Origin of the sequence: Microbacterium sp. 1S1 (genome assembly GCF_008271365.1) — a bacterium.
GTDB lineage: Bacteria > Actinomycetota > Actinomycetes > Actinomycetales > Microbacteriaceae > Microbacterium.
The window spans coordinates 3,125,514-3,149,584 of sequence record NZ_CP043430.1; the positions used below are offsets into that span (position 1 = coordinate 3,125,514).

Annotated in this window: 24 protein-coding genes and 1 tRNA gene; 13 read left to right on the top strand and 12 right to left on the bottom strand. The window is 68.1% G+C overall.

Translation table 11 applies throughout. The features are described from left to right. Positions 1 to 205: 205 nt before the first annotated feature. The 4 genes from FY549_RS15100 to FY549_RS15115 all read left to right on the top strand — a co-directional run bounded on the left by FY549_RS15100 (position 206) and on the right by FY549_RS15115 (position 3,686). The gene (locus FY549_RS15100) at positions 206 to 934 is read left to right on the top strand and encodes a VIT family protein (protein ID WP_105950107.1); all 729 of its coding nucleotides are present in this window, start codon (positions 206 to 208) and stop codon (positions 932 to 934) included. A 73-nt stretch (positions 935 to 1,007) separates the two neighbouring features. After that, positions 1,008 to 2,417: a ferric reductase-like transmembrane domain-containing protein gene (locus FY549_RS15105; protein ID WP_105950108.1), complete on the top strand. Its 1,410-nt coding sequence runs from the start codon at positions 1,008 to 1,010 to the stop codon at positions 2,415 to 2,417. Positions 2,418 to 2,436: 19 nt separating this feature from the next. Continuing rightward, positions 2,437 to 2,892 carry an FMN-binding protein gene (locus FY549_RS15110; RefSeq protein WP_105950109.1) on the top strand — a complete coding sequence of 152 codons (456 nt, stop codon included), beginning with the start codon at positions 2,437 to 2,439 and terminating at the stop codon, positions 2,890 to 2,892. Next, complete coding sequence (locus FY549_RS15115) at positions 2,889 to 3,686, top strand: FAD:protein FMN transferase (RefSeq protein WP_105950110.1); 798 nt, start codon at positions 2,889 to 2,891, stop codon at positions 3,684 to 3,686. Before FY549_RS15110 ends, FY549_RS15115 begins: the two co-directional genes overlap by 4 nt. On the opposite strand, the gene FY549_RS15120 is transcribed toward FY549_RS15115, so the two are convergent. From FY549_RS15120 to FY549_RS15130, 3 genes are all read right to left on the bottom strand, one after another. Continuing rightward, positions 3,658 to 4,641, bottom strand: coding sequence for a sensor histidine kinase (locus tag FY549_RS15120; protein ID WP_105950111.1), 984 nt, complete (start codon positions 4,639 to 4,641; stop codon positions 3,658 to 3,660). The two genes, FY549_RS15115 and FY549_RS15120, sit on opposite strands and share 29 nt — an antisense overlap. Then, positions 4,638 to 5,312, bottom strand: coding sequence for a response regulator transcription factor (locus FY549_RS15125; protein ID WP_105950112.1), 675 nt, complete (start codon positions 5,310 to 5,312; stop codon positions 4,638 to 4,640). Before FY549_RS15125 ends, FY549_RS15120 begins: the two co-directional genes overlap by 4 nt. 100 nt (positions 5,313 to 5,412) lie before the next feature. Next, positions 5,413 to 6,663 carry a sodium:proton exchanger gene (locus FY549_RS15130; RefSeq protein ID WP_199787652.1) on the bottom strand — a complete coding sequence of 417 codons (1,251 nt, stop codon included), beginning with the start codon at positions 6,661 to 6,663 and terminating at the stop codon, positions 5,413 to 5,415. A gap of 1,300 nt (positions 6,664 to 7,963) precedes the next feature. Here FY549_RS15130 and FY549_RS15135 point away from each other — a divergent pair. The 4 genes from FY549_RS15135 to FY549_RS15150 all read left to right on the top strand — a co-directional run bounded on the left by FY549_RS15135 (position 7,964) and on the right by FY549_RS15150 (position 12,225). Further along, entirely contained in the window at positions 7,964 to 8,281 is a 318-nt protein-coding gene (locus FY549_RS15135; protein ID WP_105950114.1) for a hypothetical protein, read from the top strand. 13 nt (positions 8,282 to 8,294) lie between these two features. Next, positions 8,295 to 9,215: a hypothetical protein gene (locus FY549_RS15140; RefSeq protein ID WP_105950115.1), complete on the top strand. Its 921-nt coding sequence runs from the start codon at positions 8,295 to 8,297 to the stop codon at positions 9,213 to 9,215. A 74-nt stretch (positions 9,216 to 9,289) separates the two neighbouring features. Then, on the top strand, positions 9,290 to 10,282 hold the full coding sequence (locus FY549_RS15145; RefSeq protein ID WP_105950116.1) for a tyrosine-type recombinase/integrase: 993 nt from the start codon (positions 9,290 to 9,292) through the stop codon (positions 10,280 to 10,282). Then, positions 10,279 to 12,225 (top strand): hypothetical protein, encoded by a 1,947-nt coding sequence (locus FY549_RS15150; RefSeq protein WP_149085716.1) that lies wholly within the window; start codon positions 10,279 to 10,281, stop codon positions 12,223 to 12,225. The genes FY549_RS15145 and FY549_RS15150 overlap by 4 nt, the downstream gene beginning before the upstream one ends. Positions 12,226 to 12,467: 242 nt before the next feature. Here the strand turns inward: FY549_RS15150 and FY549_RS15155 are convergent. Further along, positions 12,468 to 12,544: transfer RNA gene (locus FY549_RS15155), tRNA-Pro, on the bottom strand. A gap of 108 nt (positions 12,545 to 12,652) precedes the next feature. Here FY549_RS15155 and FY549_RS15160 point away from each other — a divergent pair. The 5 genes from FY549_RS15160 to FY549_RS15180 are packed head-to-tail and all read left to right on the top strand — an operon-like array spanning position 12,653 to position 16,238. Continuing rightward, complete coding sequence (locus FY549_RS15160) at positions 12,653 to 13,261, top strand: GNAT family N-acetyltransferase (protein WP_149085717.1); 609 nt, start codon at positions 12,653 to 12,655, stop codon at positions 13,259 to 13,261. After that, positions 13,258 to 13,713, top strand: a complete 456-nt coding sequence (locus tag FY549_RS15165; RefSeq protein WP_149085718.1) for a hypothetical protein — start codon at positions 13,258 to 13,260, stop codon at positions 13,711 to 13,713. The genes FY549_RS15160 and FY549_RS15165 overlap by 4 nt, the downstream gene beginning before the upstream one ends. Before the next feature lie 60 nt (positions 13,714 to 13,773). Beyond that, complete coding sequence (locus tag FY549_RS15170) at positions 13,774 to 14,442, top strand: lysoplasmalogenase family protein (RefSeq protein WP_149085719.1); 669 nt, start codon at positions 13,774 to 13,776, stop codon at positions 14,440 to 14,442. Continuing rightward, the gene (locus FY549_RS15175; protein ID WP_149085720.1) at positions 14,442 to 14,816 is read left to right on the top strand and encodes an RNA-binding S4 domain-containing protein; all 375 of its coding nucleotides are present in this window, start codon (positions 14,442 to 14,444) and stop codon (positions 14,814 to 14,816) included. Before FY549_RS15170 ends, FY549_RS15175 begins: the two co-directional genes overlap by 1 nt. Positions 14,817 to 14,855: 39 nt before the next feature. Continuing rightward, entirely contained in the window at positions 14,856 to 16,238 is a 1,383-nt protein-coding gene (locus FY549_RS15180) for an HNH endonuclease signature motif containing protein (protein WP_149085721.1), read from the top strand. 252 nt (positions 16,239 to 16,490) lie between these two features. On the opposite strand, the gene FY549_RS15185 is transcribed toward FY549_RS15180, so the two are convergent. The 8 genes from FY549_RS15185 to FY549_RS15220 form a co-directional block, all read right to left on the bottom strand. Beyond that, positions 16,491 to 17,438: an NUDIX domain-containing protein gene (locus tag FY549_RS15185; protein ID WP_149085722.1), complete on the bottom strand. Its 948-nt coding sequence runs from the start codon at positions 17,436 to 17,438 to the stop codon at positions 16,491 to 16,493. 62 nt (positions 17,439 to 17,500) lie between these two features. Continuing rightward, positions 17,501 to 19,021, bottom strand: a complete 1,521-nt coding sequence (gene der, locus FY549_RS15190; protein ID WP_062633891.1) for a ribosome biogenesis GTPase Der — start codon at positions 19,019 to 19,021, stop codon at positions 17,501 to 17,503. After that, a complete protein-coding gene (gene cmk, locus FY549_RS15195) occupies positions 19,014 to 19,712 on the bottom strand; it encodes a (d)CMP kinase (protein WP_149085723.1) in 699 nt (232 codons plus the stop codon). Before cmk ends, der begins: the two co-directional genes overlap by 8 nt. Then, on the bottom strand, positions 19,705 to 20,841 hold the full coding sequence (locus tag FY549_RS15200) for a prephenate dehydrogenase (protein WP_149085724.1): 1,137 nt from the start codon (positions 20,839 to 20,841) through the stop codon (positions 19,705 to 19,707). The genes cmk and FY549_RS15200 overlap by 8 nt, the downstream gene beginning before the upstream one ends. After that, positions 20,838 to 21,635 (bottom strand): pseudouridine synthase, encoded by a 798-nt coding sequence (locus FY549_RS15205; RefSeq protein WP_149085725.1) that lies wholly within the window; start codon positions 21,633 to 21,635, stop codon positions 20,838 to 20,840. The genes FY549_RS15200 and FY549_RS15205 overlap by 4 nt, the downstream gene beginning before the upstream one ends. Next, positions 21,632 to 22,255: an SMC-Scp complex subunit ScpB gene (scpB, locus tag FY549_RS15210; RefSeq protein WP_200838801.1), complete on the bottom strand. Its 624-nt coding sequence runs from the start codon at positions 22,253 to 22,255 to the stop codon at positions 21,632 to 21,634. The genes FY549_RS15205 and scpB overlap by 4 nt, the downstream gene beginning before the upstream one ends. Continuing rightward, positions 22,245 to 23,117, bottom strand: a complete 873-nt coding sequence (locus FY549_RS15215; RefSeq protein ID WP_149085726.1) for a segregation and condensation protein A — start codon at positions 23,115 to 23,117, stop codon at positions 22,245 to 22,247. The genes scpB and FY549_RS15215 overlap by 11 nt, the downstream gene beginning before the upstream one ends. Further along, a complete protein-coding gene (locus FY549_RS15220; RefSeq protein ID WP_164498181.1) occupies positions 23,101 to 23,934 on the bottom strand; it encodes a ParA family protein in 834 nt (277 codons plus the stop codon). Before FY549_RS15220 ends, FY549_RS15215 begins: the two co-directional genes overlap by 17 nt. Positions 23,935 to 24,071 lie beyond the last annotated feature (137 nt).

The window sequence follows — 24,071 nt, forward strand, 5'->3', positions numbered from 1 at the left end:
TCAGACCGGGAGCTCGTCGTACAGCACAATCCACCCGCGGCTCAACGCTTCGGGACAACGGGGGCTGGCACTGGACGCTCCCCATTGACCTGAAGCTTCAGATCACGCCAGCGTTCCAAAGCGAGCCCAGTTGCGGTTTTGTATTGGATCCGCGATCATCTTGAATCAGTCTGCGAAACCAGTCGAAGGATGCTTAGCTAACGCCATGGACGACAACGCGCCTGAGGGCGCCCACCGCAACGAGCCTCACTCTGGCGATCTCGGTGGGCGATTGAACTGGCTGCGGGCAGGCGTACTTGGCGCCAACGATGGCATCGTTTCGGTTGCGTCGCTCGTCGTGGGCGTCGCCGGGGCGACGACGGATTTCGCGCCTCTGGTGACGGCGGGTATCGCAGGGCTGGTCGGTGGGGCGGTCTCGATGGCGCTGGGCGAGTACGTCTCGGTCAGCAGTCAGAGCGATAGCCAGCGGGCGCTGATCGCGAAAGAACGCCAGGAGCTGGTCGATGATCCCGCTGCGGAGCTCGAAGAGCTCACCGGTATCTACCAGGCGAAGGGGCTCACTCCCGAGACAGCACGCAAGGTCGCGGAAGAACTGACCGCCCACGACGTCCTCACCGCGCACCTGGAAGCAGAGCTCGGAATGACCGAAGACCACGTGGTGAGCCCGTGGGCTGCCGCTGGAGCGTCGGCTCTTGCGTTCACTATCGGTGGGTTGCTCCCGTTGCTGGCGATCTTGCTGCCGCCCGTCGACCTGCGCGTCCCGATCACGTTCATCGTTGTCCTGCTCGCGCTGGCGCTGACGGGGTTCGTGAGCGCGAGGATCGGCGGGAACCCTGCGGTCCGGCCGACGGTTAGGGTCGTGGTCGGCGGGGCGCTCGCTCTCGCCGCGACGTTCGCACTCGGGTCGCTTCTCGGAACGACCGGCGTTGCCTGAGAATCACCTATGACAGCTTCAGGTGCACAGCTTTCTTAAAGCTCTCTCAGAGGGCCGCGTGGACGATGGCGTCATGAGCACCCTCCGCACCGCCTCAACGTTCACGCCGACCTTGCGTGTATCGAAGCCCCGGGTCGCCACTTCGTGGTGGCGGGTCGCCGCACTCTGCGTGATCTGGGCGACGAGCTTGTTCGTCGTCGCACTGTGGGTGGCCGGGGGCGGGGTGACCGCCGTACTCAGTTTCTCTGCGGAGAGCGTGACCACTCTGGGACGGCTCTCCGGGCTTGTCGCAGCGAACCTGTTGCTCTATCAGGTGTTGTTGATGGCGAAGGTTCCGCTGTTCGAGCGGGGGTTTGGGCGTGAGGGGATCACGCGGTTTCATCGACAGGTCGGCTTCTGGTCGTTCTGGTTGATGGGTCTGCACATCCTGCTGCTGGTCATCGGGTACGCTGCGGCGGCGGGTGTGGGACTGTGGGATCAGCTGTGGAGTTTCGTCTGGGATTACCCGGGGATGCTGCTGGCAACTGCGGGAACCGGTCTGCTCGTGATGGTCGTGGTCACCTCGATCCGCCGTGCCCGCCGTCGCCTGCGGTACGAGTCATGGCATCTGCTACACCTGTACGCGTACCTGGGCGTCTTCCTCGCTCTGCCGCACCAGTTATGGACGGGAGCCGACTTCCTCGCATCAACACCGGCCACGATCTACTGGTGGTCGCTGTGGGCTATCGCAGCGGCAGCCGTCATGGTGTTCCGCGTCGTCGCACCGCTTGTCCGTTCCCATCGACACGCTCTCCGCGTCGACACCGTCGCACTCGATGGGGCAGCCGGTGTCACCGTGCGCATGTCCGGTCGGGACCTCCGTGCGCTGAAGGCACGGGCGGGCCAGTTCTTCGTGTGGCGGTTCTTGGATGGGCCAGGATGGATGCGAGGGCACCCTTTCTCCCTCTCGGCCGCTCCGGGCGACACCTACGCGCTTACGGCGCGCCTCGTCGGCGACGGCACGACACGACTCGCGTCGCTGCGTCCGGGCACCCGAGTGTTGGTGGAGGGTCCGTTCGGGGAGATGACCGGAGATCGCCGCAGCGGCCGGAAGCTCCTCATGATCGGTGCGGGAGCCGGAGTGGCCCCGCTCGTCGCGCTTCTCGAGGCGGAGCGATACGAGCCAGGTGACGCGGCCCTGGTCGTCCGGGACAGTGCGGACTCTGACGCTCTACTGCGGGAGCCGATCTCGTCGCTGATCCGTGAGCGCGGAGTGCGCCACTTCCCGCTCACCGGCCCCCGCGCGGGCGGCAACTCCCCGTGGCTGCCGGCCACCCACACCGCCTGGAATGGCCCCGATCTGCTCCGCTACATCGCCCCTGACCCGGACGAGTACGACGTCTACCTGTGCGGCCCCGACGGGTGGATGCGCGCACTACGAGAAGACCTCCAAGGCGCCGGCTTCACCGTCGACCGCATCCACTCCGAATCCTTCACTTCCTGAGCACCGAGGGAGCAACGCCATGAAGAAGATCATCTACGCACTCCTCGCGACACTGAGCGGGATCGTCCTCCTGTTCAGCTACCGCACCTCCCTCGACGCTGTTCCCCCCTCCGACATCGCCAGCCCCGCCAGCAGCACCACCCAGGGCACCAGCGGGTCGGCATCGACCACCACCGCCGGGACTACGACGGGGCTCGCGGACGGGACGTTCACCGGCGACACCACCCACACGCGCTACGGGCCCATCCAGGTGCAGATCACCGTGTCGGGAGGGAAGATCACCGACGCGCAAGCGCTCCAGTATCCCGACAGCAACGGTCGAGACCAACAGATCAACGCACACGCGATCCCGCTGCTGGTCTCCGAGACCGTCCAGGGCCAGAGCGCACACATCCAGATGGTGTCCGGCGCGACCTACACCAGCGACGGATACACGAGCTCGCTGCAGAGCGCTATCGATCAGGCACAACAATGACCACGCCAGACATCCACGTGCACGTGGAGCACATCATGGGCACCGCCATCAGCATCCACATCGTCGACCCGCGTGACGACGCTGCGGTCCGGGATGCGGTGCGGGCGTGCGTCTCGGAGCTCCGCGACATCGACCGCGTGTTCTCGCCCTACCGGGCCGAATCCGACATCAGCCGCATCCGGGCCGGTGACCTCCGCATCCAGGACGCTGACCCGCGCGTGGCAGAGGTCGCTGCCGCGTGCGCCGACTACGAACACGAGACCGGCGGGCTCTTCTCCGCATCTTGGCGGGGCGGGTTCGACCCCACCGGGTACGTCAAGGGGTGGGCGGTGGAACACGCGAGCAGACGACACCTCGCCCCTCTCCTCGTATGGTCACGGGCCGTCGGCATCAACGCCGGAGGAGACCTGCAACTGTTCACCGCACAGGGCTCGGACTGGGTCTGGGACGTGGGAATCGCAGACCCGTGTCGCCCCGGGAGCGTTGTCGCGACGATGCAGGTGACGAATGGTGCTGTGGCCACGTCCGGTCCCGCCGAACGTGGCAGGCACATCATTGATCCACGCACCGGTCACCGCGCGCACGGCATCGCCTCCGTCACCGTCGTCGCCGACACTCTCGCTCACGCAGACGTCTGGGCTACGGCCGCCATCGCCGCAGGCTCCTCCGACACCACCTGGATCGCCGCCTCCCGCACGAGGACCGGGCTGCTCGTCACGGATACTGGAGCCACCACACGGTGGATCGGGTCGACGCCCGTCGAGGTCACCTCGGCGTCGTCGTGGGCAGCGTAAGAAGGAACACTGTCCTTCCCGGGGACGTCGATTCGACGACAACGCTCCCTCCGGCGCGCTGTGCGACATCCCGCACCAGCGAGAGCCCGATCCCGAATCCGCGTCCACGGCCGCTGTCGGGAGAGCGAGCGAACCTCTCGAACACCTGAGCGGGGTCGATACCGGAGATCCCAGCCCCGTGGTCGGTCACACGTATCTCCACCCCGCTCGCCGACCGCCGTGCTGAGAGCTCGACCGAGCCGCCTGCCGGTGAGTGCGCGACCGCGTTATCCAGGAGTGCGACCAGAGCCCGCACGAGGGTCACCGGCAGCACCGGCACGACAGCGTCCACGACGTCGACGTCGATCCTCACAGCCGTGTCGTCCGCCAGGGAGCGGATCGCGGCTGTGGCGCCGCGAGCGGCGTCGGCGAGGACCGCTGATTCTCCGGCGAACGACTGTCCTTCTGCGGCGAGGAGCATGTCGGAGAGGACGTCGCGCATGCGATCCGCGTCTTCTCGCAGCTCGCGCGCCGTCGCGGTCACGTCCTCGCCGCGGTCCAGACGGCGCTGCAGGATCTGGATACGGCTCGTCAACGCCGTCAACGGCGTACGGAGCTCATGGCTCGCATCCGCGACGAACTGTCGTTGCCGCCGCAGAGCATCGCTCAACGGGAGTGCTGCTCGCCGCGCGGCGATACTCGCAACCACGGCCAGCAACAGCACCCCCACCGCACCGAGCAGGACCACGGCGGGCACGAGAACACTGATGTCGACGACGAAATCGTCCCCACCCGCACCCGGGAACCACCCGCCCTCGTGCCTCTCGCCCTCACGGCGCGACGACGACAGCACCACCGCGAGAAGAATCAGCACACCTCCGAGGACGATCACCCCGGACGAGACGCCCACCCAGACCGCGACGACCCGAGCCGCCCGCCGCACCTTCTCCGCATCCGGGTCTCTCTGCGCACTCATGACGGGTTCCCCGCACGATACCCGCGCGCTCTGACCGTCTCGATCATCTCCGGAGTCGTCTTCTTCCGCACATAGTGCACATACGTGTCCACGGAGCTCGCGGAATCACCGGCAGGGAACACCGCCCGGAGGATCTCCTCTCGACTGAACACATGGTCCGGACTCCCGCTGAGCACCTCCAGCAACGCGCTCTCCGTCGCCGTGAGCGTGATCCGGTACCCCGACGGGTCAAAGACCGCCTGTGCTGTCGGGGCGAAACTCCACTCACCGAGCTCGCGCCGCGCCCCACCCGACTGGAAAGCCCGCTGCAATGCGCGCAACCGCGCCAGGAGTTCCTCGTAGTCGAACGGCTTGACGAGATAGTCGTTCGCCCCACCGTCGAGCCCCGTGACCTTGTCGTCCACCGCGCCCAGGGCAGTCAGCATGAGCACCGGGGTCGTGATGTGCGCCGTGCGCACCGCGCGAACAAGATCGACACCGTCCATCCCCGGCAGCCGCCGGTCCACCACCATCAGGTCATACCGGGTACCCAGCGCCAAACGCAGGGCGACCTCGCCGTCGGACGCATGATCGACCCGATACGTCTCCGACAACACCTCGACCGTCATCGCCGCGATCAGTGGATCGTCCTCGACATACAGCACAGACGCGAGCTTCGAGGATCCCACCATGAGGTGATACTGCCACGCGCCACGGGCATCACGCTATGACTCACGACAAGCGCACAACGGAATCGAGCATCTCACTCACACAGCAGATGCCGTGCTCACGTCACTGCCAGGCAGCCGTCGGAGTCTCGCTGAGACGTTCCCGAGTAGGGGTGCGGCGGAACGGTGCCGTGAGAGTGGGCAGGATGTGTGCGCGGTGCGCGATGAGCATCCCCACGGCGATCAGCACCTGGATTGCTGAGAGGATGTAGCGGCCGGTGGTGTCGGTGACGAAGAACTGCACAGCGAAGATCGCTGCGAGGGCGACGGCCGAGCGCCAGTGGAAGCGCAGCGCGATGATGATCGCGACGCCCATGAGGGTCTGTGTGCCGGTGAGGACAAACTCTTCGATCTGGCGGGAGTCGAGTGGCAGGTCGCCTCCTCCGCCTCCGAAGAAGTGCGCGATGGGGAGGGATCCGACGAGCAGGCTCCACTGGTTGACCTTCGAGGCGATGAGGGTGCCGATGGCGGCGGCGCCCATGCCGCGCAGCGCGAAGAGCACGGCGATGATGAACTCGGGAGCCTCGGAGGCGAGTGGGGCGAGCCACTGGACGAGGAAGTAGCTGTCGATGCCGAGCGACGTCCCCGAATCCACGAGCGCGGTAGCGAACGGTTCGGCGCAGGCGAGGATGATCGCGGCCGACACGACGAACATCGAGATGACGGTGACGCGGCGGGCACGCGTCGGCATTCCGGCGATGTCGGCTGCCGCTCCGACGAACTCCTCTTCGCCGTCGTCTTCGACCCGGCTCGCGCGCCATAGGTACAGCACGAATCCGGTGATCAGGACGAGGCCGAACCAGATCGGGATGTTGCCCAGCAGCGGGATCGCGAATGCCAGCACCGCGAGGATGCCGAGGAATCCGACGTCGAGGCGCGCAGTCACGGGAAGGCCCAGACTCGACACCCGGCGCGTGTCGCCACGGCCAAGACCTCGATTGGCGACGATGAGGGCGACGATCACGACCAGCGGCCAGCCGAAGCCGAGCAGCAGCCGGTTGGACCCGGTCATGTTCGCGGCGGCGTACTGGGCGTAGTCGGGGTCCGAACCCGAGCGGAACGCGTAGTACAGGTCGACGGCGTACTCGGGGAGCACGGCGATCAGGGCGAGGATCGCAATCGCGAGGGCGCCGGAGATGTCCTTCTGCGCGGCTTCGGCGGCCCAGGCGAGCAGGAAGCTCGCAGCGACCACCGCGGCACCGAACACGAACAGGTCGACTACGGGGTTCGGGTGGAATGCGAGGATGCGGAACACAACGGCCGGGGCGGCAATCGTCAGGCACAACAGGATGCGGGAGATGAGGGCGCGAGGCATCGCGCTCTCCTTTCGGTCGGGCGCGACCGAAGAGACGACACAGCGGAGCTTCGGCCACACAGAGAGGCCGAAGGTCTCGCTCATCCCGGATCGGGACGGGGCACCGGACGATCTCCGTGAACGTCAGTATGTCGATGCACCCTCAGGCGCTACGGCCCGGAGCTACTCCCCTTCGATACCCCCAGTCTTCCGGCCGGCGAGCTTCGAACATGGCCGAGAGAACGGATTCGGAGCTTTTCGGGAGACCTGAAGCGGAATCGTAAGGCCGAAGCTAAGACACTTCTTATCTTTTCGCTGCGCCGAAAGCATGAGCGAGCGTTTCTCAAGCGCCACAGCCGGCGGCGCAGCCACTCAGAGCAACGGATGGCAGCATGACATGGCCTCGCCCAGACTAGCGATTCGGGGTGCGGGGTCGCCCACGGCAATGACGCCGAGACCCGAATGATAATGCTGGCACTTGACGTTCTCGCGTCTGGTAGACAACCATCCTGCAGCCCGACCACTGCTGGATGCGATCAGGCCAGGATTGCGAAGCGTGCACGAAATTCAGCATGTGGGACCGCTCGGGTGCGGCCGGGGTTATGTTCGGCGCGCTTCTCGAATAAGTCGGAGCAACTTCTGAGTACGAGCACGTTCAAGTCGTCCGTTTCGGAGTCGCAGCAATTGACGGCCGAGCCATCGCGCGAGCACGAACTCTGCCCGATCTGCCGCGTGCAATCGAGGAAGGGTGCGATGCGCTGCGACGAATCGTTCGCATTCTTCGAACCTTTCGTTCCACGCGCGATCCAGGGGATCCCACTCGAAAGCGGGTGAGACGTCGAGTCGAGCGCGCTGGTACGCGTTCAGGCCGCCTTCGAAGCGACGCTGATACCGAGCCCACTCGCCGAGATGGCGTTCCTCGTCCATGAGGGTCGTCCTCGCGCGAGTGTTCTCGCGTGGCGCGCGACCGTGGTGTCGCCAGTGATCTTCGTAGGCATGGAGAGAACGGATCCAGGTCGCTGCGCGGCGCTGAGGTACGACTTGGTCGTCAAGAACCAACGTCACCGCCGCGGCGAACCGGTCGGCGACGGGATCGACGGGCCCCTCCGCCCGTCGTAGTTGTTCAGCTTCTTGGTGGAGTTCTGCAGGGGTCGACGCGCGCACAGGGTCCTTTCATGGGCGAGACGGCTCGCCCAATGGACCTATGCGCGGTGTGCACCCGTCGTCAGACCGCGCCGAGCACACGCGTCGCTGTCGCTGAGTCGGCGGAGTCGCCCTAGACGGCTTCGTAGGGTTGCTGACATTTAAAGGAGGCGTCATCGTGCAGATCGACGACGAGCCGCAGGTCCGGGTGCTCGACGAGATGGACGGCGTCTTCGTCGTGACCACAGATGATGGAGTCGAGTACTGCCTCGACATGAACAACCGACAGGTCACCCGCACGGTAGAAGTGCGCACAGGGGTCCGTACGGTGCTCGACCCAGAATCCGCCGCGCTGGTCGCTGTCGCGACGTGCCGAGTCGGCGTTCCGATGGTGCTCCTCATCGACCGAGACGTCCCCGGAGTGTTGTTCACTCGCCGCACGTCCGCCACGGTGTTGAGCATCAACCAGGTGTCACGAACACCACTCCCGCAGTAGGAACAGCTGGACCATGGCCGATACCAAGGTCGACGATGAGGCCGACGACGGAGCCTTCGCGCCGAAGAAGGCGGCACGGTACTGGACGACGCTGGGGCCGGTCGTGACGGCTGCGGTGAACAAGACGGCGAGTCGGACGGGTCGGGAGGCGCGTTCGCTGTATCCGGTCGCGACGGCGTTCGTGCTGTGGGCGTGGCAGACCAAAGGCCTGGAACTCGACGTCGCACAGATGTTCCGGCGTCGACTGGTCGAAGAGTACGTCCACCGAGGGATGGAATCGTTCACGCGCGGGAGCCGGGCCACGTATCGCTCCGTCCTCCTCACCATCGTCGACACCGTGACCCCACCCTCAGAGGCCCCCTTCCCTATTCCTCGGTCTGATCCCACTCCGCCATACAACTCAGCTGAGATCGCTGCCCTCCGGAGCTGGGCCGGCGCCCAGGGGTCGACTGTCCGCCGTCGTGACGCGGCCGCCCTCCTCGCGATGGGGTTCGGAGCAGGCCTCGCGACCCGTGAACTTCTGTCGGTGCGCACCGGGGACATCGACGTGCGCGGGGACGACGTTCATATCCTGGTATGGTCGGGGCGACCACGGCTCGTCCCGGTTCTCCCTGCATGGCAACCCGCACTCCGAGAAGCGATAGAAGAGCTGGGCGACGACCAGTGGGTATTCCGTATTGGACGCACGGGGGTGCGGTCGGCTCAGGTCACCGACTTTTTACATCGGGGGCACAAGACAGAGCTGGATGTTAGGCCGGCGCGGATGCGGACGACTTGGTTGCTCACCCATCTGCAGGCCCGGACACCTCCGGGGGAACTCCTTCGTATCGCAGGGCTCGAGCACCTTGCGGCGCTGGATAGGATTCGACGGTTCCTTCCGTCGCGGGCACCACTTCCGCCATCGAAGTCCGACTTCGAGCGCTCTCGGGACTAGGCCGGTGCGCTGTGCTGCGGGAAGTGCGACACGCCGTACGCACGCTTTGGCGACTGGCCGCGTACACGGTGGTCATGAACCCAAACCACCGACTCAGCGACAACCTCGACGAGACCGCAGCACTACTCGCATCCCACCCGCAGCTGCCCGAGCTGGCCGCGCCCATCATCGTCAAGTACCGGCCCAACAGCGCCGCCCTGGCTGGCGCCTGGACGGCCACACGCTCCTTCACCGTCGAGACCGCAGCCGCGATGCTGCCGCACTCGTTCGATGTGGCTCGCCGGCTGATGACGATGTCCGCGTCGTTCCACATGTGGGTGTGGGCGCGGACGGGTACAGAGCTGACGATCCGTCGGGTCTACACGCAGAGCAACATCGACCGGTTTCTCGAGACGGTCCATAAGAACCGATCCGCGGGTCACCGGTGGGGCGTATCCCGTCAGCTGGTGAAGATCGGTCGCGAGCTCGCCGACGCCGACCTCATCGCCATCACGGCACCGCACGGCAAGGTCCGCTCCCCGTTCACGACGAAGCAGATCGCGTCGATGCACAGCTGGGCGAACTCGCTCACCACCGTGAAGAAGCGCCAGAACGCTCAGGCGCTCCTCGGACTGGCCGGCGGCGCTGGACTGACCGCGGCCGAGATCGTCAACGTCCGCGTCGCCGACATCCACCGCGACGGCGACGTCGTCTTCGTCGATGTCGTCGGCAAGCGTGCCCGACGCGTACCTGTGCGACACGCCTGGGCTCGGGTGCTGCTTCGCAGCATCGACGGCCGGGCCGACGCCGACCAGCGTCTGTTTCGTGGACCGCGGATCGCCGAGTACCCGCCCCGCATCATCCAGTCCTTCCTCACTGACCACCCCGCGCCCGTCCGTCCCACCCCGGCAGCGCTTCGTGCGGCGTGGTTGCTGCACCACATCAACAACAACGTGCCGCTGCCCGTGCTCCGTGAAGTGGCCGGGTTCGAGCACTACTCGACCCTCGTTCGGTACTACGAGCACGCGAACGTGCTGGATGTCGCTGACTTCACTGCTCAGCTCGTCGGAGCGGAGGTCGCACGATGACCTCCGTCGACATCGACTACTACCGCGCCTTCGACGACAACGACGACTGCGGCATCACCGAGCGCGAGGTCCTCGGTCGCGGCCGCGACCTCCAGCAGTTCGACGACTCCACTGTGGCCTTGGCGGAAACCCGCGTCCGGCAGTCCGGCATCCTCGAGCAACTCGACCGTTGGGCCGCTGAAGATGCCAAACGCGACGGTATGGGCGGACGACCCGCGATGATCTCCTACCGCGCCCTGCTCACCGCCCTCCTTCTTCTTGCTCAGGAAGGGGCCCCGCTCCACATCCGGCGTGCCGCGTACGTTCTTCAGCACAGGCTCTCCACGAAGTCCAGCGACCTCCTCGACCTGCCCGAGACGCCCACGAGCTTTGCTACCCATGTCGCCACAACGAAGCGCTGGTACACGAACACGATTCGCGCGTTCCACCGAATGAAGACCCTGATGGACCCCTACCCGCAGGAGCTCTACACTGCCAAGACCCACACTCAGATCCAGGAGATCCTTCGCAATCACGACGCAGAGCGCGCGGAGAAGTACAAGGCGCGCCTGGACGAGTACACCCGCCTTTTTATCCGCATGACGTTCATGCTCCAGCCGCGAGAAGTGCGTCGGGCTTCGAAGCAGATGGATCTCTCCTTCGACCAGACCTACATCGGCACACCCACCACCAAGGGGTACAGCCGCAAGCATCTCGCGAGCAAGGTCAAGGCTGAAAAGGGAGCCGATTTCGGCGAGGTCTCCCCTGGCCCCGTGGACGCCTTCGCCGGGTGGCACGTCAAGAGCGGCAAAGCTGAGCGCGTCGACAACCAGAAGGGCGAGGTCGACCAGACCGCACCTGAACGCGGGAAGTCGGGAGACTACGACTGGGGATGGGTGGCGAACCTGGCCGTTCGCGTCGACGCCGAGCAGCCCAGCTCAAAGCGGTTCCCGAGTCTCGTGGTCGCCGCGTCCCTCAGCATCCCGAACATGGAGGTCGCCGAAGAAGCTGCGCACCTCCTCGAAGCCGCAGCGATGCTCGACCTCGCCCCTGGTGTCGCCGACGCTGACAAGCAGTACTGGGCCAACGCCAAGCCCTTCCGACTCCTGAAGCCGGCATTGAAAACCGGCTTCACTCCGTCCACGGACTACCGATCCGACCGCGTCGGCGTCAAGGGTGGCCAGCACGGCGCCTTGTTCGTCGAAGGCGACGCGTACTGCCCGAGCACGCCGAAGCCCCTCCTGAACGCCACTCCGGATCGTCTCGGCGACGTGATCGACGTCGCAACGCATCGAGCCCGAATCGAAGAGCGGAAGGCCTTCCAGCTGCACGTCAAAGACAAGGCGAAGACGCCTGACGGAAAAGTGATGCTGCGCTGCCCGGCCCTCGGCGCCAGTCCGACGGTCACCTGCCCACTCCGCGAGATGATGCTCAGCGCGGCTAAGAAGGCCCGCCCCGAGGTCGAGCCCGAGACCCTGGAAGAAGAGTTCCTCGACACCATCTGCAAGAAGCACTCGGCCGCGTTCGACCTCACTGAGATGCAGGCCCCGCAGCAGGCCTTCGCCTACGGCACCGAAGAGTGGGAGACCTTCCACGACCACGCCCGCAACACCGTCGAGTCCGGAAACCATCAGCTCAAGGCATCAGGCGACGCAGACATCGAAACCGCCGGTCGCCGCCGCGTCCGCGGAATCGCCGCCGCACAGATCCTCGTCACACTCCTCATCGCGGCCCACAACATCCGGAAGATCGCAGCCTTCTTCAGCGACCGAGAGATCGAACGAGCGCGCACGACTCCACGTGTCCACACCATCCGCCGCCGCGACCGCGTCTGGGCCAATCGCTACACGAAGACCACAGGCAACGGCGACCTCAGTATCCCCCGAGGCGGTCGAGCATCGTCGCTGACGAACACACCGCCCGGCCAACCGAGCGAGCTCGCGCTGACACCAATGCGCACCTGAACGGCTCCGTACACTGACGACGCCCGCCGGCGGCACGCCCGGCACGCTCCCCGCTACACCAGGACAATCGAACGCGCCCGAAAACCGGGCGCGTTCGTGTTTTCGTCCCCAGAATCGTGCGGACTCGACCATATGAACTCGAATCCGATCTCGCAGACGCAGAAAAGGGAAGGGCACCTGCTCGAAGCAGGTGCCCTTCCCTTTCTCTAGCTGTTCTGCAATCAGTATTGCCAACAGCCCATTGGTCGGGCTGACAGGATTTGAACCTGCGACCCCTTGACCCCCAGTCAAGTGCGCTACCAAGCTGCGCCACAGCCCGTTGTTCTGCACTCTCGCGCAGGCAACTCCCCTATCTTAGCCGCACCGGGGGCCGTCTCGCGAACCAGGGCATTGCGGGGTGTCGGACGCTGCTTGTACCGTCGCCTGCATGTCGACGATCACGACCGCGCAGGCGACGACCGCCCGGTGGGACGACGTGCAGCACGCGCTCACCGGCGGCGGTGACGGGGCGAGCTGCCAGTGCATCTGGCCGATACTTCCGAACAAGGACTGGAACCGGACGACCACGCCGCAGCGCACGGAGATGTTCCGCGCCGAGATCGATGAGGGTCCGCCTCCGGGGCTGGTCGCGTACGTCGACGGTGAGGCCGCCGGCTGGATCCGTATCGGCCCGCGCACCCGGCAGGGCCGGATCCCCCGCACCCGCATGATCGCCGCGTCGAGCACCGAGCCATTCGACGACGAGTCCGTGTGGGCCGTGACCTGCTTCGTCGTCCGCAGGGAGAATCGGGGCACCGGGCTCAACGCGGAGCTGCTCGACGCCGCGATCGCCTTCGCGCGGGAGTCCGGCGCCCGTCTCATCGAGGGCTATCCGGTCGACACCCGCGGCGAGAAGCAGCGCGCGAACGATCTGTACCACGGCACGCTCGGGACGTTCCTGCGCGCAGGTTTCACGGAGAAGGCGGTGATGAAGCCGGGGCGCGTGCTCGTCGCCCTCGACCTGGCACGGAGCGGGACCGATAGCGTGAAGGGATGAGCGACGCGAACTCCTCCCTCGATGATCCCGACCTCGGTCCGCTCCACCGGGCGACCTCGGAGCTCGAGGACGGTTCCGTCCTCACGCACGACTGGTTCGTCGGCAGCGTCGAGGCCGACGGCAGCAGTTACGAGCTGATGGTCGAGGGCGCGTCGCCGGACGAGGTCGCGCCGCTGCTCCCCCGGCTGCGCACCGTCGTGGCCGACACGCCGCGACTGCGCCGCGTCGCCTCGGACGCCGTGGTCACGACGTTCAGCACCGGAGACCCAGACCCCACCGAGCTCGACGAGGCGACGGACGACCTGGACCTCGAGACCATCGAGGCCGCCGCCGACGGCACGGTCGTCCTCCACTTCACGGACACCTGCGGCGAGCACTTCCCGGAGGGCTATTGGCCCGCCGTGCACCTCGATGCCGAGGATGCCGTGGCGACGGTCACCGTCGAATCCTGAGACATACCGGGCCTCTCGAGCGTTTCAGGACGACGACGGCTGCGGTCATACGATGGAGGGATGCAGCGCCGCGCCCTCCCTCCCGCGATCGTGTGGGCGTTCGTCCCCTACCTCGTGGTCTCGCTCCTGCACGTCGTGCTCCTCGCGGCAGACCACGACCTCGCTGGCCCAACGAAGCTGCTGCTCATGCCGCTGCTCGCGGTGCCGGTCGTGGTGGGGGCGCGTCGGATCCACCCACCCGTGACGGTGGCCCTGCTCCTCCTCGCCCTGCTCTTCTCCTGGCTGGGGGACGGCGCGGGCGCGCTATTCCCCGCGGCACCCGAGCTTCCGCTCATGCTCGCCTTCTTCGGCCTCGCGCACATCGCCTACATCGTCCTCTTCGTCCGTCACCTGGTGCGCCGCCGCCTCCCGTGGTGGACCGCGATCTACGCCGCCTGGTGGCTCGCGATGATCCTCGTCCTTGGCCCGCACACCGGGCCGCTTCTCATCGGCGTCGCCCTGTACGGCCTGCTCCTCGCGGGCACCGCCGCGTTCGCCGCGCGCTGCCACCCGCTCGTCGCGACGGGCGGCGCCCTCTTCCTGGCGAGCGACACGATCCTCGCCTTCCGCCTCTTCCTGCCCGACGCACTTCCGGCCTGGAGCAGCCCGGCAGTGATGCTCACGTACACGCTCGGCCAGGGGCTGATCGTCGCCGGCACCCTCGTCTCCCTGCAACGGAAGGAACCCTGATGGTCGACAGCGCGCGGGTGGACAGCTGGCTCTGGGCCGTGCGTGTCTACAAGACCCGGTCGGCGGCGACCACCGCATGCCGTGCGGGGCATGTGCGCGTCAACGGCGACAAGGCGAAGGCCGCGCAGACCGTTCGCGTGGGCGATGAACTCCGCGTCCGGATCGCGGGCTTCGACCGGATCCTGATCGTGCGCCAGATCCTCGTCAAACGCGTCGGCGCACCACTGGCCGCCCTCGGCTACGAGGACCGGACGCCGGAACGCGAGCCGCAGGCAGCCCTCGGCGTCCGAGACCGCGGCGCCGGACGGCCGACGAAGCGGGAGCGTCGGGACATCGACCGCCTCCGTGGACGAGGCGATATACAGCACGAGTGAACCCTTCCTCGATTCGAACATACGTTCTAAAATCGGGGTATGACGAATCCACCGACCGCACCCCTCGATCTGGAGGAGCGGCGGCGCGTCCGAGACGCCTGGACGGAGACCCGTCGGCGTATCGCGATGTTGGAGGCAGAAGCTGCGGAGTTGCTGGTGGCGCAGATCGCTTTCCACGACGAGGATGTCGCCTCGGCTCCCCACCACCGCGATGCCATCCACCGCTCGATGGTTGCCGAGTTCGCCACGGCGGCGCGGCTTTCCACCGGCACCATGGAGTTCGCGTTCGCCGACGCTCTCGCCCTGAGCACGGCGCTCCCCCGCGTGCGAGAGGCGTTCCACACGGGTGCTCTGAGCTCCGCGCATGTGCGGGAGATCGCGCGGGCGAGCGCGATCGTAGACGAGGCCATCCGCAACCGCGTCGTCGCTCCCGAGACGATGGCGCTGTTCGAGGCGGCGGTGCTCGTCGTCGCCGAGGCCGAGACCGCGGCGCGCACGCGCGCGCATGCCCGCCGCGTCGCCTCCGCTCTCGTCGGCGAGACCATCACGGAGCGACACCGCCGAGCCGCGGACGAGCGATGCGTCACTGTGCGGTCAGTCGACGACGGCCTTGCGGTCCTGACGGCGATCCTGCCGGAATGGGCGGCGGTGGCGATCGCCGACCGACTGAGTCAGCTCACCCGCACGGTGATCCGGGCCCGTGGTGCGGCTCCCGCGTGCGCCTCGGGGTCTGCCGGTGACGCGGGGGCGACGCCTGACTCTCGCTGTGAGAGCACCATCCTGAGCGCCGACGGCGGAACGTTCGCGCTCGACCCTGAGGCGGAGCCGACCCCCACGGACACCCGCACCTGGAGCCAGGTGCAGGCCGACCTGCTGACCGATCTCCTCCTCACCGCCGACCCGAGTGCGGTCGAGGGCGAGGGCGTCACCGGGGTGCGCGGCCGCCTGCAGGTCACCGTAGCGGCGACGACACTCGGCGGACTCGACGACCGTCCGGCCGAACTGGACGGGCACGGCGCGCTCGACCCGGACATCGCCCGCGCTCTGGCCGGACGCGACGGCGGATGGACGCGCTTGTTCCTCGATCCGCACGGCCAGGTCATCGAGACGGACGCCTACAGCCCGACCGAGAGTATGCGACGACTACTCCGAGCCCGCGACCAGCAGTGCCGGTTCCCGGGGTGCCGCCAGCCCGTACACCGCTGCGACATCGACCACACCTGGGATCACGCGAAGGGCGGCCCGACTCGCGTCGACAATCTCGCGCACCTCTGCCGTGGACACCATGTGCTGAAACACCCCGACATCCCGGAGCCTCAGCGCTGGACGGTGAGGCAGCGCCCCGGTGGAGTTCTCGAATGGCGAAGTCCGCTCGGCGCGGTCCACACCGACCGTGCCCCACGTCGGGTCGCGTTCGTGTGAGTTTCGTGGGTCATCACGTCGACTGCGCGCACAGCGCAAACGTCGGTCAGTCAGTGCCCTGCGTCCGCGTGGGATCCCACAGCGGACGGGGCAAACCACAGCGGCCGAACGAGCAAGCGCCGGAGCCGACCGAGACGGACCGCGACGGCGAACGAGCAAGCCCCGGACCCTGCGGAGACAGACTCCGATGTCGGAAGGAGAAAACCCCAGAGAGCCGATCGGGGCGAATCCGGGAGCCCAGCGTCCCGCTCGCTACGCGTCGAGGAGGCGGAGGAGCCAGCCGCTCGGGCGCACCTGCGCCCCGGCGGCCTCGACGCGAGACTGCAGCTCGCGGTCACTGGTCACCGCGAGAACCGGCCGCGCGCTCGCGACCCGGCGTTCGACCTCTGCCACGATCGCGTCGTCACCGGCGCCCTCCGCGCGCACAACGTCGAGGGCCGAGCTCGCGACACCGGCTTCCGCGGCCGCGGCATCCGCGGGCGATCCCTCGGCGGACGCCTGCGCGATGTCCCGTGCGCGACCTTCCACGACGAGCGCCACCTCCGGGAACCAGGCGTCCCCCGCGAGCCCGAGGTCGTCCGCGGGCACGGAGAGTCCCGTCAGACGATCGCGCAGGCGTGCGGCTGCTCCAGCGCGATCCTTCCACCAGCCGTCCGGGACCGAGCCCACGACGTTGGCCGCGTCGACGACGACCACCGGGTGTGCCGACAGCTGCGCCCGCAGCATCGGCCACGCCGCACCGAAGCCGGGGTGGAGCGGCAGCCCGTCCACCTGCTCGATGGACACCCACGACAGCGCGACGCTCTCGGGGTCGCTGATCACGGGATCGAAGGGGGTCCGCACGTCCGCGACGACGGTGGTGTACGACCAGACGCCGAGATCGAGCACGCTCGTGAAACGCGGCCGCACCGCGCCGTCCGGCACCCCGGCCTCCTCCTGCGCCTCCCGTACGGCACCGACGATGGCTGCCTCACCCTCGTGCAGCGCTCCCCCCGGCAGGCCCCAGGTGCCGCCGAAGTGGCTCCACGCCACGCGATGCTGCAGCAGGATCCCGCGCTTCGGGTCAACGGCGAGGAGACCGGCGGCACCGAAGCGCCCCCAGTACCGCTCGCCCGTCGCCGCCACCACCCAGGCGTCGCCCGGATCGCGAGGCCCCTCGGGGCGACGCGGTTCACCGGCGGCAGGAGGTACGACAGTCACCCCCTCAGCTTTTCACAGCATCGGGGCTCCGGCGCCACCACCGCGACATGCGCGGCAACGACTCAGCGCTGGCGACGCTCCCGCACGCGCATGTTGATGACGATCGGCGTGCCCTCGAACGGGTAGAGCTCCCGCAGCCGGCGCTGGATGAACCGACGGTAGCCCGGGTCGAGGAAGCCGGTCGTGAACAGCACGAATGTCGGCGGGCGGGTCGAGGCCTGCGTGCCGAAGAGGATGCGCGGCTGCTTCCCGCCACGGACGGGGTGCGGGTGCTCGGCGACGAGTTCGGCGAGGAACGCGTTGAACTTGCCCGTGGGGATCCGGCGGTCCCAGTTCTCCAGCGCCATCTCCAGCGCCGGGACGAGTTTGTCGAGGTGACGGCCGGTCTTCGCCGAGATGTTGACTCGCGGGGCCCAGGCCACGTGGGCGAGGTCCTGCTCGATCTCGCGCTCCAGGTAGCGGCGGCGGTCGGCGTTCTCCAGGTCGTCGTCGTTGAGGCGATCCCACTTGTTGAACGCCAGGACGAGCGCGCGACCCGACTCGAGCACGAGGTCGATGATCCGCACGTCCTGCTCGCTGATCGACTCCGACACGTCGAGGACGACGATCGCGACCTCGGCCTTCTCCAGCGCCGCCGAGGTACGCAGCGACGCATAGAAGTCCGCGCCCTGCGCCATGTGCACGCGGCGGCGGATACCGGCCGTGTCGACGAGGCGCCACATCTTGCCGCCCAGCTCCACGACTTCGTCCACGGGGTCGCGAGTCGTGCCGGCGAGATCGTTGACGACGACGCGCTCCTCCCCCGCGGCCTTGTTCAGCAGCGAGGACTTGCCCACGTTCGGACGCCCCAGGATCGCGACGCGGCGCGGACCGCCGATCTCCTGCTTCGCCACCGCGGAGATCTCCGGCAGCTTCTCCAGCACGGCGTCGAGCAGGTCGGCCACACCGCGACCGTGGATCGCGGACACCGGGTGCGGCTCCCCGAGACCGAGGTTCCAGAGGGCGGCCGCTTCCGGCTCCTGACGAGCGTCGTCGATCTTGTTGGCGACGAGGAAGACCGGCTTGCCGCTCTTCCTCAGCAGCTTCACGACGTGCTCGTCGGTCGAGGTGGCGCCCACCATGGCGTCGACGACGAACAGGACGACATCGGACAGGTCGATCGCGACCTCGGCCTGCGCCGCGACCGAACGATCGATGCCGCGGGCGTCCGGCTCCCACCCGCCGGTGTCGACGAGGGTGAACCGACGGTCGTTCCACTCGGCCTTGTACGTGACACGGTCACGGGTCACACCCGGGGTGTCCTCCACGACAGCCTCACGACGGCCGAGGATGCGGTTCACGAGCGCAGACTTGCCGACGTTCGGCCGTCCCACGATCGCCACCACGGGGAGCGCCGGCAGGAACTCGATGCCGTCCTCACCGAGAGCCACCCCGGCGAGGAGCGCGGCGTCCTCGTCGTCGAGCTCGTAGTCGGCGAGTCCGGCGCGCAGGGTCTCCGCGCGCTGCTCGGCCAGCTGGTCGTCGATCTGCTCGAGCTTCTCGGCGAGCTGGTCGGGACCGCCTTCGTATTCGTCGTCAGCCACGGTCTGCTCCTCGGAGTCGTTCGATCACCGAAAGGACGGCGTCGATGGTCTGGGGGAAATCGAGTGCGGTCGAATCGACGACCTCCACGCCCTCGGCGGCGTTGAGGAAGTCGACGACGGCGCTGTCGGAGGCGTCGCGCTTGTGGAGAGCCGCCGCGACGGCGGCGGCGTTCTCGCCCGCGAGCTCTCCCGCACGGCGAGCAGCCCGTACCTCAGGCGCCGCGGTCAGCAGGATGCGGACCGGCGCGTCCGGGGCCACCACGGTCGTGATATCGCGTCCTTCGACGACGACGGCCGGATACGGCGCCTCGGCGACCAGCGCCCGGAAGAGCTCGTTGACCTGACTGCGCACCTCGGGCACGCGGGCCACGCCGCTCACGGCACCGGACACGCGCGGCTCGCGGATCGCCTCCGTCACGTCGACGTCGCCCACGCGCACGGTGCGGTCGTCCGGGTCGAGGCCGAGGCGGACCGGGAACTCGGCGGCCGCAGCACGCACGGCCTCGGCGTCGTCGGTGTCCGCTCCGCGATCGAGCACGTGCCATGCGAGGGCCCGATACGCGGATCCCGTGTCGAGATAGCCGAAGCCCTCGCGGCGCGCGATCGCCTTGGAGACGCTCGACTTGCCGGACCCGGCGGGCCCGTCGATGGCGATGAACTTCGTGGCGGAGACGGTGGAGGTGTCAGTCATTGGTGTTCCCTGCGATGCGCCAGCCGCGTTCCTGGAGCCCGGTGATCGCGCCGTGCAGCGCCGCGGGGTCGACACTGATCTCGGCGAGGCCGAACTGCGCGCCGGGAGAATGCTCCAGCCGCAGGTCCTCGACGTTCACGCCCAGCTCGCCGAGCTCGCCGAACAGGCGGCCGAGCTGGCCGGCGGTGTCGTCGACCATGACGACCAGTGTCTCGAAGCGTCGGTTCTGTCCGTGCTTGCCGGGGAGTCGTTCGACGCCGTCGTTACCCTGGCGGATGGTCTCCGCCAGGACGCGACGGGCACCGGGGGCGCCGGGCGCGCGGAGCGCATCGGCGACCTCACTCAGATCCGTTGCGAGGGCGTCGAGGATCTCGACCACGGGGCCGGCGTTGGCGCCGAGGATCTGCACCCAGAGCTCGGGGGCAGAGGCGGCGATGCGCGTCGTGTCCCGCACACCCTGCCCGGCCAGGCGGAGTGCGCCCTCCTCGGCCCCGGCGAGACGCCCGGCAAGGAGGCTCGCGACGACCTGAGGCACGTGCGAGGTGAGGGCGACGGAGCGGTCGTGCTCCTCGGGGGTCATCTCCAGCGGCATCGCGCCGACATCCAGAGCCAGCGCCTCGACCAGCGCGAGGTCTCGCGCAGAGGTGTCCTCGTCGCGGCACACGACCCACGGCCGTCCGATGAACAGGTCGGCCCGGGCGGAGATCGCACCGCCGCGCTCCCGACCGGCGAGGGGGTGCGAGCCGATGTAGCGGGCGAGGTCCACTCCGCGCTCCCGGAGCGTCCGGAAGGGCTCCAACTTCACACTCGCGACATCCGTCACGACGGCGTCGGGGTAGCGCTCGAGCTCGGCCTGGATCACGTCGGCCGTCACATCCGGCGGCACGGCGACGACGATGAGCACAGGGGCGTCGTCATCCTGCGGGAGACGTCCAGCCCCGTAGTCGACGGCGAGCCGCAACTGCGCCGGGGACGCATCCGTGAGGACGACGTCGATGCCCTTCGCGCGGAGGGCGTGACCGACGCTGGCGCCGAGCAGCCCGGCGCCGACGATGCGCACGGTGCCGGACAGGCGGGGCGCGACGGCACCGGCCTTCCGCGCCGCGGGCGCACTCGTCGTCTGGGTCATTCGGTCTCCTGCTCGCCTGGCGCCGCGGCGACACCGGATTCGCGGCGCGCGAGGGTCAACAGCGCGCCGAGTTCGATTTTACTCAGTTCCCGCGTCCGACCCGCCGGGAGGGTTCCCAGGTGCAGCGGACCGAACTGGCGCCGCACGAGTTCCGTGACGGGATGCCCGACCGCGGCCATCATGCGGCGCACGATCCGGTTGCGTCCTGAGTGGAGCGTGAGCTCGACGAGGCTCGACCCGCGGGAGGTGTCCAGCAGCCGGGCCTTGTCGGCGGCGATGGGGCCGTCTTCCAGCTCGATGCCCTTGGTGAGCATCGAGATGGTCTGCGCGGTCACCGTCCCCTCGACCTTCGCGATGTAGACCTTGGTAACGCCGAACGACGGGTGCGCGAGGACATGCGCGAGTTCGCCGTCGTTGGTGAGCAGCAGCAGACCGCTGGTCTCGGCGTCCAGGCGGCCGACGTTGTACAGCCGCTCGTCGTAGTCCTTCGTGAAGCGCCGGAGGTCAGGACGGCCGCTCTCATCGCGCATGCTGCTGACCACGCCGGTCGGCTTGTTCAGCATCACATAGCGCTTGGACACGTCGAGCTGCACCGCGGTGCCGTCGACGTCGACCAGGTCGCGTTCCGGGTCGATGCGGCGACCGAGTTCGGTGACCGTCTGGCCGTTCACGCGGATGCGTCCCTCGACGATGTACTGCTCGACGACGCGTCGAGAGGCGACGCCGGCAGCCGCCAGCACCTTCTGCAGTCGCACGCCCTCGGGGGCCGCGGAATCGTGGGCGTCGGTGGTCATCGGACCGTCCCTTCGTCGAAGCCGTCGGCGCCGTCATCCAGGAGCGGCGAGATCGGCGGAAGCTCGTCCAGAGAGTTGATGCCGAGATGCTGGAGGAGCGCATCGGTCGTGCCGTAGTTGATCGCCCCGGTCTCGGAGTCGGCGAACAGTTCGGTGATCAGCCCGCGCGCGAGGAGCGTACGGACCACGGAATCGACGTTGACCGCGCGGATCGAGGCGACCTGGCTCCGGGTGACGGGCTGCTTGTACGCGATCACCGCGAGCGTCTCCAACGCCGCCTGCGAGAGCCGGGCCGGAGCCTGACCACCGACGAACTCCGCGACGACCGGGTCGAGGTCCTCGCGGACGTAGAGCCGCCAGCCGCCGCCGACCTCCCGCAGCTCGAACCCGCGCCGCGGCCCCGCGCCCCGCCCGTCGTAGTCCTCGACCAGCGACTCCACGGTCTGCCGTACGGCGGGCACCGGAGCGCCGACCGCCGCGGCGAGGGCCACCAGGCCGATCGGCTCGTCCACGATGAAGAGGATGGCCTCCACGCGCTCGCTGAGTGGGAGACCGGCGCCCGTCACGGTGTCGGAGCCGTCGCGGAGCTCGGTGTCGGGCGCGGTCACATCATCGGTCATAGTCGGCCCCCAGGGTCGCCAGTGTCTCGTCCGACCAGGAGTCGGCTGCCCAGCGGAGCGTGAGCTCCCCGAGCGGTTCCAGTTGTTCGAAGGACAGCGCCGCGTGCCGGTACAGCTCCAGCACCGAGATGAAGCGGGCCACGACGATGCCGGGCTCGGTGACGCCGGCGACGAGCTCGCGGAAGCTCAGCGACTCGGTACCGCGCAGCAGTGTGACGACGATCGCGGCCTGCTCGCGGATGCTGACCAGCGGCGCATGCAGGTGGTCGAGCCCGACGTGCGGGATCTCCTTCGGCGCGAAGGCCAGGAGCGCCACCGCCGCGAAATCGTCGGCCGTGAGCGACCAGACCAGCTCGGGCGTCTGCTTCCGGTGTTTCTCCTCCAGCGGCACCGCCCGCACATGACGCCGGTCCTCTCGCTGCAGGCACCGCGCGAACCACGCCGACACCTCCTTGAACGCCCGGTACTGCAGCAGCCGGGCGAACAGCAGGTCACGGGCCTCCAGCAGAGCGACGGCCTCGGCGTCGACGAGCTCACCCTGCGGCAGCAGCCCCGCCACCTTCATGTCGAGCAGGGTCGCCGCGACGACGAGGAATTCGGACGCCTGGTCCAGCTCCTCTTCGTCCTCCAGGTCGGCGAGGTACGCGATGAACTCGTTGGTGACGGCACTCAACGACACCTCGGTGATGTCCATCTCGTGCTTCGAGATGAGGGTGAGCAGGAGATCGAACGGACCGTCGAAGTTCGTCAGCGAGACCCGGAACCCGGCGGCATCGTCGGCGGGGACAGCCTCCGCAGCGTCGACGGCTTCGGCGGGTGCCGGGAGCTCGGCGGTTCCGAGCTCGTCAGGCGACGGCGCCACGGGCGACCAGCTCCCTGGCCAGCCGCAGGTATGCCTGTGCGGCCGCGTGCTCCGGAGCGAACTCGGTGATCGGGACCCCCGAGACCGACGCATCCGGGAACTTCACGGTACGGCCGATCACGGTCTCCAGCACATCGTCGCCGAACGCCTCCACCACGCGCTCGAGCACCTCGCGCGAGTGCAGCGTGCGCGGGTCGTACATGGTCGCCAGGAGCCCGTCCATCTCGATGGACGGGTTGAGGCGGTCGCGGACCTTGTCGATGGTCTCGATGAGGAGCGCGACACCGCGCAGGGCGAAGAACTCGCATTCGAGCGGGATGATGACGCCGTGCGCGGCCGTCAGGGCGTTGACGGTCAGCAGGCCGAGCGACGGCTGGCAGTCGATGAGGATCACGTCGTACTCCCCCGCCACCTGTCGCAGGACGCGGGCGAGGATGGTCTCACGGGCGACCTCGTTGACCAGGTGCACCTCCGCGGCCGAGAGGTCGATGTTCGCGGGGAGGACGTCGAGTCCTGGCACGTTCGAGTGCACGATCGCATCGTGCGCATCGCGCTTCGTGTCGAGCAGGAGGTCGTAGACCGTCGGGACGTCGTGCGTCTGGATGCCGAGGCCCGCGGACAGCGCGCCCTGTGGGTCGAAGTCCACCGCGAGCACCTTGCGGCCGTATTCCGCCAAGGCCGCGGCGAGGTTGATGGAGGTCGTCGTCTTGCCGACGCCGCCCTTCTGGTTGCAGAGGGCGATGATGCGTGCCGGGCCGTGCGACTTCAGCGGCGCCGGGATCGGAAAGCCCTGATACGGACGGCCAGTGGGTCCCATGGGGGTGTCGTCGGCCTTCTGCGCCTTCGCCCTGGACTTCGCCACTTTCTCAGCCACCGGTTCTCCTGCTCCTTCGTGCTTGCTCGATTGTATCCGCCATGCGTTCTCCGGCCGGCCCGGCGCGCGGCGGGCGGTCT

Coding starts and splice junctions, on each gene's coding strand:
- FY549_RS15175 (WP_149085720.1), top strand. CDS start 14,442: ATGGTCGACAGCGCGCGGGTGGACAGCTGGCTCTGGGCCGTGCGTGTC.
- scpB (WP_200838801.1), bottom strand. CDS start 22,255: ATGACCGATGATGTGACCGCGCCCGACACCGAGCTCCGCGACGGCTCC.
- FY549_RS15145 (WP_105950116.1), top strand. CDS start 9,290: ATGAACCCAAACCACCGACTCAGCGACAACCTCGACGAGACCGCAGCA.
- FY549_RS15180 (WP_149085721.1), top strand. CDS start 14,856: ATGACGAATCCACCGACCGCACCCCTCGATCTGGAGGAGCGGCGGCGC.
- FY549_RS15165 (WP_149085718.1), top strand. CDS start 13,258: ATGAGCGACGCGAACTCCTCCCTCGATGATCCCGACCTCGGTCCGCTC.
- FY549_RS15205 (WP_149085725.1), bottom strand. CDS start 21,635: ATGACCACCGACGCCCACGATTCCGCGGCCCCCGAGGGCGTGCGACTG.
- FY549_RS15105 (WP_105950108.1), top strand. CDS start 1,008: ATGAGCACCCTCCGCACCGCCTCAACGTTCACGCCGACCTTGCGTGTA.
- FY549_RS15140 (WP_105950115.1), top strand. CDS start 8,295: ATGGCCGATACCAAGGTCGACGATGAGGCCGACGACGGAGCCTTCGCG.
- FY549_RS15110 (WP_105950109.1), top strand. CDS start 2,437: ATGAAGAAGATCATCTACGCACTCCTCGCGACACTGAGCGGGATCGTC.
- FY549_RS15120 (WP_105950111.1), bottom strand. CDS start 4,641: ATGAGTGCGCAGAGAGACCCGGATGCGGAGAAGGTGCGGCGGGCGGCT.
- FY549_RS15220 (WP_164498181.1), bottom strand. CDS start 23,934: ATGGGACCCACTGGCCGTCCGTATCAGGGCTTTCCGATCCCGGCGCCG.
- FY549_RS15150 (WP_149085716.1), top strand. CDS start 10,279: ATGACCTCCGTCGACATCGACTACTACCGCGCCTTCGACGACAACGAC.
- FY549_RS15130 (WP_199787652.1), bottom strand. CDS start 6,663: ATGCCTCGCGCCCTCATCTCCCGCATCCTGTTGTGCCTGACGATTGCC.
- FY549_RS15100 (WP_105950107.1), top strand. CDS start 206: ATGGACGACAACGCGCCTGAGGGCGCCCACCGCAACGAGCCTCACTCT.
- FY549_RS15125 (WP_105950112.1), bottom strand. CDS start 5,312: ATGGTGGGATCCTCGAAGCTCGCGTCTGTGCTGTATGTCGAGGACGAT.
- FY549_RS15170 (WP_149085719.1), top strand. CDS start 13,774: ATGCAGCGCCGCGCCCTCCCTCCCGCGATCGTGTGGGCGTTCGTCCCC.
- cmk (WP_149085723.1), bottom strand. CDS start 19,712: ATGACTGACACCTCCACCGTCTCCGCCACGAAGTTCATCGCCATCGAC.
- FY549_RS15200 (WP_149085724.1), bottom strand. CDS start 20,841: ATGACCCAGACGACGAGTGCGCCCGCGGCGCGGAAGGCCGGTGCCGTC.
- FY549_RS15115 (WP_105950110.1), top strand. CDS start 2,889: ATGACCACGCCAGACATCCACGTGCACGTGGAGCACATCATGGGCACC.
- FY549_RS15160 (WP_149085717.1), top strand. CDS start 12,653: ATGTCGACGATCACGACCGCGCAGGCGACGACCGCCCGGTGGGACGAC.